This is a genomic window from Leptothoe sp. PORK10 BA2, assembly GCF_034932105.1.
In the GTDB taxonomy this organism is placed as follows: domain Bacteria; phylum Cyanobacteriota; class Cyanobacteriia; order Phormidesmidales; family Phormidesmidaceae; genus Leptothoe.
Map to the genome: position 1 here is coordinate 1 of NZ_JAYGIG010000078.1, position 8,902 is coordinate 8,902.

An 8,902-nucleotide genomic window follows, 5' to 3' on the forward strand; every position below is an offset into this window, starting at 1 on the left:
TATCTCAAAGGCCATGCTGGCCGTATTCCCAACTATCGCTACTACCAGATGGAAGGCTTGCCCATTGGCTCTGGTCCCGTTGAATCTTGGGTCAAACAGATCGATGCCAGACTGCAGGTGACCGGTGAACAATGGAATGAAGAGACGTTGCCGCAAATGTTCAAGTTGAGATCCGCTTATCTCAATCAACAACTGGATTATTTTTCATCCGCCAGCGGATGACGTGCTCCCGATAGGTATCTTGCTCTGCCCGCTCGATGATTTGATTAAACGCCTGATTATCCGTCCGAATACAGGTAACGCCATCGCGCCATTGCTGTTTTTCCATGGTTTCCTTAGCGACAGCCTGATGTAGGGTGGCTGGAATGCTAACTAAGAAAGCCAGGTGGTTGTCTAAAAAAGGCTGTAGACGATAGCCCAAAGTCTGGGTGGCATCGGGTTGTAGCGTCACCTGCCAAATCGCAGTATACCCCTTAACCTGATCGGGCCGTCGCTGATAAAAGTGAATTCTAGACTCCATGAGTAACTGATCCACCCCTTGATAGGCCAGGGTAAGTTCTTCTCCCTCCCCATTGATTAAGCCATCATTAAAAACAGGAATCGGCTCAGATGTTTTTTCCAACAGGCGAACCGGACGGAGTTTCGTCCCGGTTTGCTGCCGCACTTTCCCTAGGATTTCAAACAGATCGGCAAAATCAGCCTCAAAACTGAGGCTCAGCTCAAATTCGACTAATTGAGTGTTGTAGTTAGTTAGGGTGAGCTCTTCAAATAACCCGCCCTGTAGTACCAGATCGCGCTGAATGCTAATTGTCTCAGCCCGGATCGATGCGCGGTTGTTGTCACCAACAATGTAGGGATTGGCACACAATACCGACAGGGCAAATCCACGCTGGGCTGTACTAGACCTGTTGTGAAATTGGAACCATAATGAGCTGAAATCCTTGTACAGCAATGATCCTAGGCTCCAAGTTGCTACAAAGCCTGAAACCCTTACCAAAAAAGGGGTTTCAGGCGCTTGAACGCTTAATTTACAACAACTCTAATATGTAAAAACAAACTTAATCGGGGACTCGTATCAACGTTCTACTGAACTCGCTTAAAATTCAGAAGTTCTTGGGGCGAGGCCAGGATATCAATTCCCACAAAGACAATCTTCCCGTCAGGATTGAGCAGGAATCGCCATGCTAAGTTGATGCTAACACCGTCACCAAACCAGGGCGTTTGCACATCTCCAACTACTTTAATTTGGGTACCCCCACCTTCTAATGGTTCAGAAACACCTCGCTCCGGTTTCAGCTTCAGCCCATAGCACTCTTCACGCATATACGCGAGAATATTTTCCTGACCCACTATGGGTTTCTGGAAAGGTGGATTCAAGGCTCCTTCTGCCACAAATAATGCCACCGCTGACTGAAAATCAAAGGCATTCATATTTTCCATATAACTCAGGACCGTCGCATTCTTGATGCCTTTAATGCGGACTTTGGTTCGAGGAGCCGCCTTTTGGGGGGGAATCAGAGGTTCTTTGACTTTTGGAGTTCCACCTGCTGGAGCATACCCCATATTGGCAACAATATCCTGCAAGATAGTGAGTTGCTGCCCCCCCTCCAGTGGACGGATATCCTTGAGCCAAACAGATGCCTGTCTAGAGAGTTTATAGCCTTTGGGAATGGGAGCTACGATGTTCTGTTGCATCCATTCACTTAATTGATACCAAAACCCCAACTTAACATTTGTGCTAAAAGACGAATAAGTCTGGCAGAGGGGCGTATCTGTGTGGTTGACCAAATCGCACATTGCCTGCGTTTGCTCTAACGGTGACATCTGCTTGATTTGAGTCAGGACTTTTTCTACGAATACCATAGGAACCACTTCCATGGCAGCGGGAATAATGGTCAGTCCCATCTCAGTGTAGGTAAACCACAGTAAGGCCAACTGATCTTCAGCTTTGAGCTGATTGAATGATTGAACCAGTTCTGGGACTACATTAGAAACTTGAATGTCAGGAAAAATGGAACGAGCTGCATCAAGGGTGAATGGCATAATTAAAGTCTCCAAATGTCATTGAACAATTGAGTAAATTAAAGCTTGAGTGAAAGAGATAGGTTGGGTTTCGGAACAAACTATTTTGGGTGCCAACTCAAAGCGGGACGTTTTCCCAAGGATAGTATTCAGAAGCCAGGAATCATGGCCTCACTGGCTTCTGGCTCCTGATTCCCCACCTAGCCAGGATTTCCCGGCCTTAAGCTGAGACCTACTATTTCGCCCACCTAGCTGACGGCAAAGGCAATCCATACCACTAGAGCAACGAACAAAATAGCCGCGCCCCCCAGAACGATATAACGCCGCTGTTGTTTAGGTGAGGGATACTTGGTTTCATAAACCTCAGGCTCAAGGGCGTAGTTATTGACGATGCCCTCATCGTTTACTCGATAGCCAGCTCCCAATGGTTCATTCTGAGATTTGTGCCTAGTCGTGGGCGCTTCAGCGGGGGTAAGCTCACTGCCATCGCTGGGAGAATGGTCAGATATCTTTTTCTCTTTATTGATGTACCTCATGGTTGTATTACCTCATACAAGGGTTAAACTAGGAAAACAAAATGAAAAATCTAAGTATTTTTCAAATGAAACATCCAGGCTTAGGGTTACTGCTGAACACCACCAAGATTAAATAGAAAAGGCACTGCCGTTTGCTCTTTTCCTCCCATGACTAGGACCTTGGGCATTTGAGATCCGCCATCTTTCCAAGCTTGAATCGCCTCTTTTTGCAACACAAGTTGCCCTCCTTCGGCTTTCAATGTTTCGGCTAGCAATCTCTGCGCCTCTGCTTTACCCTTGGCACGGTTAATATCAGCCTGGGCCTCTTGCTCCGCTTCTTGGGCCACATAAATGGCTCGTTTGGCTCGCTGTTCAGCAATTTGTTTTTCTTCTACGGCCTTAGCAAATTCCGGGGAAAAGTCTAAATCGACGACACTCGTATCCAGGACAATAATTCCATATTTTTCGAGTCTCTCACTTAAGGCGTCATCAAAATCTTGCTTGAGTTCATTTCTTTTGGTAATCGCTTCTTCTACCGTTCTTCTGGCAGCGGCAATCTTAAACGATTCCTGGGTTTGGGGTGCAATAATTTTAGAAACAATATTGGCTAAGGTCCCTTGGGTTCTACGAATTTCGACCACTAGTAGTGGATCCAGGCGAAAATTAATGGCAAAACGAGCCGATAAATCCTGCAGGTCTCTGGTAGAACTTTCTGCGGGCACTTCAAACTTTTGCACGGTCAGATCGTATATATTCACGACCGAAATCAACGGTGGTTTGAAGTGAATGCCCTCTAATAAAACACCATCTCTGGCTTTTCCTAAAACGCTAATAACTCCGGCTTGGCCGGGGTTAAGAACAGCAAAACTGTTAAACCCTAGAAAAAGGATCAAGCTTACTAAGATGACAGGTGTTAATAGTTTATTGCTTAAGGAAAATTGATTGTTCAAGTTGTTCTTCAAAGTATATTGCTTTGCCCATCATTTCTTAGGAAATCAAGGATGGTCGCATTCAGGAGTACCGCTCTGATAGAAAGTCTAGTCCAAGCCATGACTTGCAACCCTAGGCACTTTTGAGTAAATGCTTAACCAAATTATCCTTGACCATCATTTGGCGCGCCATTTCAACTACATACTCTTGCGCCTGTTCCTGACTCAATTCCCTCAATTGTGTCTTGATCCTGTGGAGTTGAAACTGCTGCTCTAAGGTTAAGTCGCCAGGTAACCCTTTTAATTTTTCCATAACTGTTTCTCTTTAGATATTCCCATAGCTTGATCGCAGTTTAACCTTGTTTTACTACTGGATTTTTTTTGCCTTCTGTAGGTGGTTTCTCAAGAGTAGTTATCGCTACTCTTGAGAAAGGGCTTATGCAGGCATTAACACAGTATCAATGATGTGAATAACCCCATTATCAGCGCCAACATCGGGTGTTGTTACTGTGGCATTATTAATCTTGACACCATGGGAAGCATCAATTTTCACATCTTCACCTTCAACCGTTTTAGCGAACTTCAGCTTCCTAACATCAGCCGCCATCACCTTACCTGAAACTACATGATAAGTCAGGATTTTCTTGAGTTGAGGAATATTCTTGAGGAGTCCATCCACTGTGCCTTTAGGTAATTTGGCAAAGGCATCATCCGTGGGCGCAAAAACTGTAAAGGGTCCCTTTCCTTTAAGGGTATCGACTAATCCAGCTGCTTTAACAGCAGCAACTAGCGTGCTGAAAGAACCAGCATTAACAGCAGTATCAACAATGTCAGCCATGTATTTACCTAATGTTTGTTATCTATTAACGACATCATCTGTTGTGGATGATCGGCTAACACTAACTACTATAACAACTCGATGTTTAAGTTCAGGGTGTATTTGTTGCTTGAGGCTTATATTAGTAGCTGCATGTGAGGGAAAACAACTAATCAAACACTCCCTCTACGGTTTGCCGAAAAGCAATCAGGGCATGGGTTGATTGCAACGACTTCAGATCTTCGAACAATTGATCAGACAAATCTGATGTGACAATGGTTTTGATTTCAACGTTGGTGTTGTATCCTGCTATATCGCCCATCCGTCTACCATGACTGCCTGCACCTTGGGCTGGAATGATCGTATAACCAGATACCCCAAGCTTAGTTAGTAGCTTTATCAAGCGATCCTGCAAAACAGCTTCACCAATCATCGTAACAAGTGTGCCTTTCGCTAAAGAATATGACATATAAACCTCCAAGAACATCTGATGTGTGTAAGAAACTAATCTTTTAAATAGCTGGCACAGCCTGCACCTGCGCGAGTAATTGATGTAAGGGTTTACCTTCAATCGCTTCTGTTTCTAAGAGCTGCATCGTTATAGTTTCTAATATGTCGCGGTTATGCTTGAGGGCGTTCAACGCTTGTTGATGAGCTGTTTCGACAATATCTTTCACCTCGCGATCGATTGCCTCTGCCGTTGCTTCGCTCATCATGCGACGAGGATTGGGTACGCCCTCATTCAGAAACATTGCTCGACTGCCTTGCTCATAGGCTAACGGTCCTAAGATTTTACTCATACCAAAGGTGGTTACCATTTGCTCTGCCAGGTCTGTCGCCCGTTGCAAATCGTTAGATGCACCGGTAGTGATGCTATTAAACACAACCTCTTCTGCCGACCGCCCTCCCAGCAAGGTGGCAATCTGCCCCCGCAATTCCGTTTCATCACTCAAGAATCGATCTTCTGTCGGTAGCTTTAGGGTGTATCCTAAAGCAGACATGCCACGAGAGACGATCGAGATTTTTTCAACTCGACCACTGCCTGGCATGAGTGAACCCACTATGGCATGGCCTACTTCGTGATATGCAACGATTTTCTTTTCCTTATCGTTAAGGACACGGCTTTTCTTCTCTAGCCCCGCCACCAGACGTTCAATGGCTTCAGCAAAGTCAGCCTGAGCAACTGATTCACGTTGATTGCGAGCGGCCAATAGCGCCGCTTCATTCACCAGGTTTGCCAAGTCGGCTCCGGCAAAACCAGGGGTACGAGTTGCGATCGCATTTAAATCCACATCTTCCCCCAACTTTACTGTCTGGGCATGGATTTTGAGAATCGCTTCTCGGCCTGATAAAGCTGGGCGATCGACCAATACTTGCCGGTCAAAACGTCCTGGACGCAAGAGCGCCGGGTCGAGGATCTCGGGACGATTGGTGGCAGCCAACACAATAACCGTGGCTTCTACAGCGGCAAATCCATCCATCTCAGACAGCAATTGGTTCAGCGTCTGCTCTCGCTCATCATTACCGCCGTAGAAGCCGCCACTGCTACGCGATTTACCGATCGCATCCAGCTCGTCAATAAATACGATACAGGGAGCCTGTTGCTTAGCCTGCTCAAATAAATCTCGCACACGGGAAGAGCCCACCCCCACAAACATTTCCACAAACTCAGAGCCCGAAATACTGAAAAATGGGACGCCTGCTTCTCCCGCAACAGCTTTTGCCAGCAGTGTCTTACCGGTTCCCGGTGGCCCCACCAACAGCACCCCTTTAGGAATGCGCGCTCCAATCTGGGTATAGCGTTCCGGTGTTTTTAGGAAGTCCACAACCTCAACTAACTCAGCCTTGGCTTCATCAACTCCGGCCACATCGGCAAAGGTCGTCTTAGCGGCTTCTCCCTCGACGTATACTTTAGCTTTGCTTTTGCCAATCGATAGCATTCCTTGAGCACCGCCACCGCCGCCACGACGAACAAAGAGCTGAAAGATACCTACAAAGATTAGTGGCGGAATGATCCAGCCCAAGGCATTACTCACCCAAGCATTTTTAGGCGGTGGCGTAGCCGCAAACTCAACGCCTTTTTCTTCAAGCAAGTTGGGCAAGCTTAAATCAAAAATGGGCGTTGTTGAGAATAATTGCCCACCTTGCGCACCACCCATTTCTTCGTCCGATTTTAACTGGAATCGAATTTGATTCTGTCCTACTTGTACCCGTGCAACGTCTCCTTCTTGCACCTGATGAATGAACAGGCTATAGGGTACTGCATGTACTTGAGGCCTTGAGAAAACAGGAAGGATAAAACTTATCAACAGAAATACCCCTGCCAATATCAGTACAATATTGTTCAAGAGGCGAAAACGCGGAGGCGTCGGTTTATCTTTAATAGGCATGAGTATTGCTTCTATTGCTTAAATTATAGGAATACGTATAGTGTGAATAACCAAGGTTTGAATTCCGGAGTGATTTGATGAACTACGACATCAAAATTCATACATTTGAAAACACGTTCTCATCCACTAGAATACTCTTGCCAACCTAGCCAGGCCGATCCATGGGAGCATGATCTGGCCTCTATTTGTCAAAAGTCAAAAGCAAAGAAATCTTTGGTTATACAACAATTCAATTGTAAGAGAACAGACAACCCCGATCATGGCCAGCTGACCATTCCAGAGCTCTTCCTGAGGAGTGAATCCCCACAGCCAAGCAATTTCGAAATTGGGAAGAAGAGGTTCCTTCTCGGGCAAGGTCATAGCAGGCTGTCCTAAAGTTGGAATTTGGAATTGCTGCATTTCTAGGGTTATTTGGTTGAAAAAACTCATCTGCTGATGCCAACAGCAAATGAGTTTTTAATAGACCTGTTGTGAAATTGAAACCATAATGAGCTGAAATCCTTGTACAGTAATGATCCTAGGCTCAAAGTTGTTGTAAAGCCTTAAACCCTTACCAGAAAAGGGTTTAAGGCGCTTGAATGCTTAATTCACAATAACTCTAATGTGGTTTATCAATATTTAGGGTTAGGAAACAGAAAAACCAAGCCATATCAGAAACGATTTACTTTGAACTGTCCAATAGTTCTGACATAGGATTATCATCGTTTTTATGGTTTTTCTTTTGTTTCTTTGTGCCATCGTAAACCGCTTTTGGCTTTTTGACTTCTCGATTGCCTTTGCGTCGTTTTGACATAACTATCCTCCAAATAAAATCTCTTTAACCCAGTAACACCCTAGGCACCAAAGTAATTGCCTGATTCCAGGTAGTCATTGTGCCTATAGCCATCGGGCATTTTGGTTCCCCTTAGGTTGATTCCGCTAAGATTAGCCCCAACTAGAGTCGCCCAATTAAGATTGATATTACTCAAGTCTGCATGATTTCAAGTTAGATCCACTCAAATTTGAGCCCGTAAAATCAACCCCACTCAAATTTGCTCGACTCAGATCCAGATTTTGCAACGCTTGTAATCTAAAATTTCTCTTTCCAGTCGCATATTTGTTTTAGAACTTGATTGGCATCCATACTGGTACCCCACAGTGTGTAACATAATCGCTGTTACTACCTCCATTCTAGTTCGTATTATCTGCTTTGACCACGCACAGGTTAAGATACGTTCACCCACACCCTCATTTAGAGTGGGTTCGTAAATTATTATCGAAGTAGCGAATAGGCGAATAGGCGAATAGGTCTCCCCATTCGGGCCTGTATAGCCGTCCGTGTCGTTAGTGATCAAGAAGGTCATAAGTCGTCCTAGCTATCCATCAGATTTAAGTAATAGACTTTATCGGCAATAAAGGGGGTAAAACACACTCAAAACCTTATATAGCAGGCATTTCAGGCTGATTTTGACCGATTCCTGAAATCCTTGCATAGCAGGCATTCTACTATTACCGATTAAGTCTAATGATGAGTGAGCATTAATTGAACCGTTAGGGAGTAGCAGGAAAATAAGGGTGTCGGTCGTCCAACTTAGGTCAATTTGCGAGAAATTGTGCATACCATTTTGTATTGGGCATAAAATGGCTACAATGCCTCATTATCTGCCCAACTGTCAACGGTCTATGATTACCTCTCGTTGGTGCGTGAAAACGGGCTTGTGGTCTGTTTAATCAAACAAACCCTCTACGGTTTGCCGGAAGGCAATCAAGGCGTAGGTTGCTTGCAGCGGCTTCAACTCTTCGAGCAATTGATTAGAGCGTTCTGTAGTAACAATGGTTTTGACTGCAATGTTGGTGTTATAGCCAGCGATATCACCCATCCGTCTACCATGACTCCCCGCGCCTTGGGCTGGAGAGATCGTATAGCCCGATGCCTCAAGCTTTTTCAGCAGTTGCATCAGACGATCCTGCAAAACTGCTTCACCAATTATTATGACGAGCGTGCCTTTGGCTAAAGAAGAGGACATAATCAACCTCCAAAAACATTTGTTACAAACTTGAAGACCGGATGGTCAACTAAGGGATTTTCAATTGAATAACATCCAGATATGAAATATTGATGGTAACTGGAGTTTAGACAAAATCTGTTCTTGAAGCATTCAGAATCGTACTCAAGCTATTGACTGGCCTGAGTATCTTAACTAAGAGATACAATTGGGTTTTAGGCTGCGACTTTGGGCTCAGATTTGG

13 protein-coding genes and 1 pseudogene are annotated in these 8,902 nt (G+C 45.0%); 1 reads left to right on the forward strand and 13 read right to left on the reverse strand.

The features are described 5' to 3' along the window. Positions 1-222 (forward strand): annotated as a pseudogene (locus tag VB741_RS13920) (ISKra4-like element ISLesp1 family transposase); the annotation flags it as partial. Here the strand turns inward: VB741_RS13920 and VB741_RS13925 are convergent. From VB741_RS13925 to VB741_RS13980, 13 genes are all read right to left on the reverse strand, one after another. After that, entirely contained in the window at positions 182-952 is a 771-nt protein-coding gene (locus VB741_RS13925; RefSeq protein WP_323365786.1) for a glycogen debranching N-terminal domain-containing protein, read from the reverse strand. The pseudogene VB741_RS13920 and the gene VB741_RS13925 sit on opposite strands and share 41 nt — an antisense overlap. Positions 953-1,083: 131 nt before the next feature. Continuing rightward, on the reverse strand, positions 1,084-2,043 hold the full coding sequence (locus tag VB741_RS13930; RefSeq protein ID WP_323365787.1) for an orange carotenoid protein N-terminal domain-containing protein: 960 nt from the start codon (positions 2,041-2,043) through the stop codon (positions 1,084-1,086). A gap of 227 nt (positions 2,044-2,270) precedes the next feature. Further along, positions 2,271-2,558: a photosystem II assembly protein Psb34 gene (gene psb34, locus VB741_RS13935; protein ID WP_323365788.1), complete on the reverse strand. Its 288-nt coding sequence runs from the start codon at positions 2,556-2,558 to the stop codon at positions 2,271-2,273. Positions 2,559-2,644: 86 nt separating this feature from the next. Beyond that, complete coding sequence (locus tag VB741_RS13940) at positions 2,645-3,487, reverse strand: prohibitin family protein (RefSeq protein ID WP_323365789.1); 843 nt, start codon at positions 3,485-3,487, stop codon at positions 2,645-2,647. Between the two features lie 112 nt (positions 3,488-3,599). Then, positions 3,600-3,779 carry an NblA/ycf18 family protein gene (locus VB741_RS13945; RefSeq protein WP_323365790.1) on the reverse strand — a complete coding sequence of 60 codons (180 nt, stop codon included), beginning with the start codon at positions 3,777-3,779 and terminating at the stop codon, positions 3,600-3,602. 123 nt (positions 3,780-3,902) lie between these two features. Then, a complete protein-coding gene (locus tag VB741_RS13950) occupies positions 3,903-4,304 on the reverse strand; it encodes a fasciclin domain-containing protein (RefSeq protein WP_323365791.1) in 402 nt (133 codons plus the stop codon). A gap of 148 nt (positions 4,305-4,452) precedes the next feature. Continuing rightward, entirely contained in the window at positions 4,453-4,752 is a 300-nt protein-coding gene (locus VB741_RS13955; protein ID WP_323365792.1) for a P-II family nitrogen regulator, read from the reverse strand. A gap of 43 nt (positions 4,753-4,795) precedes the next feature. Beyond that, a complete protein-coding gene (ftsH, locus tag VB741_RS13960) occupies positions 4,796-6,673 on the reverse strand; it encodes an ATP-dependent zinc metalloprotease FtsH (RefSeq protein WP_323365793.1) in 1,878 nt (625 codons plus the stop codon). A gap of 195 nt (positions 6,674-6,868) precedes the next feature. Beyond that, positions 6,869-7,102, reverse strand: coding sequence for a chlorophyll A-B-binding protein (locus VB741_RS13965; RefSeq protein ID WP_323365794.1), 234 nt, complete (start codon positions 7,100-7,102; stop codon positions 6,869-6,871). 232 nt (positions 7,103-7,334) lie between these two features. Then, positions 7,335-7,466: a hypothetical protein gene (locus tag VB741_RS13970; protein WP_323365795.1), complete on the reverse strand. Its 132-nt coding sequence runs from the start codon at positions 7,464-7,466 to the stop codon at positions 7,335-7,337. A 40-nt stretch (positions 7,467-7,506) separates the two neighbouring features. Continuing rightward, on the reverse strand, positions 7,507-7,641 hold the full coding sequence (locus VB741_RS26415; protein WP_323365796.1) for a pentapeptide repeat-containing protein: 135 nt from the start codon (positions 7,639-7,641) through the stop codon (positions 7,507-7,509). Beyond that, a complete protein-coding gene (locus VB741_RS26420; protein WP_442786363.1) occupies positions 7,634-7,732 on the reverse strand; it encodes a pentapeptide repeat-containing protein in 99 nt (32 codons plus the stop codon). The genes VB741_RS26415 and VB741_RS26420 overlap by 8 nt, the downstream gene beginning before the upstream one ends. Positions 7,733-8,379: 647 nt before the next feature. Continuing rightward, entirely contained in the window at positions 8,380-8,679 is a 300-nt protein-coding gene (locus VB741_RS13980) for a DUF3240 family protein (RefSeq protein ID WP_323365797.1), read from the reverse strand. Positions 8,680-8,902: the final 223 nt, after the last annotated feature.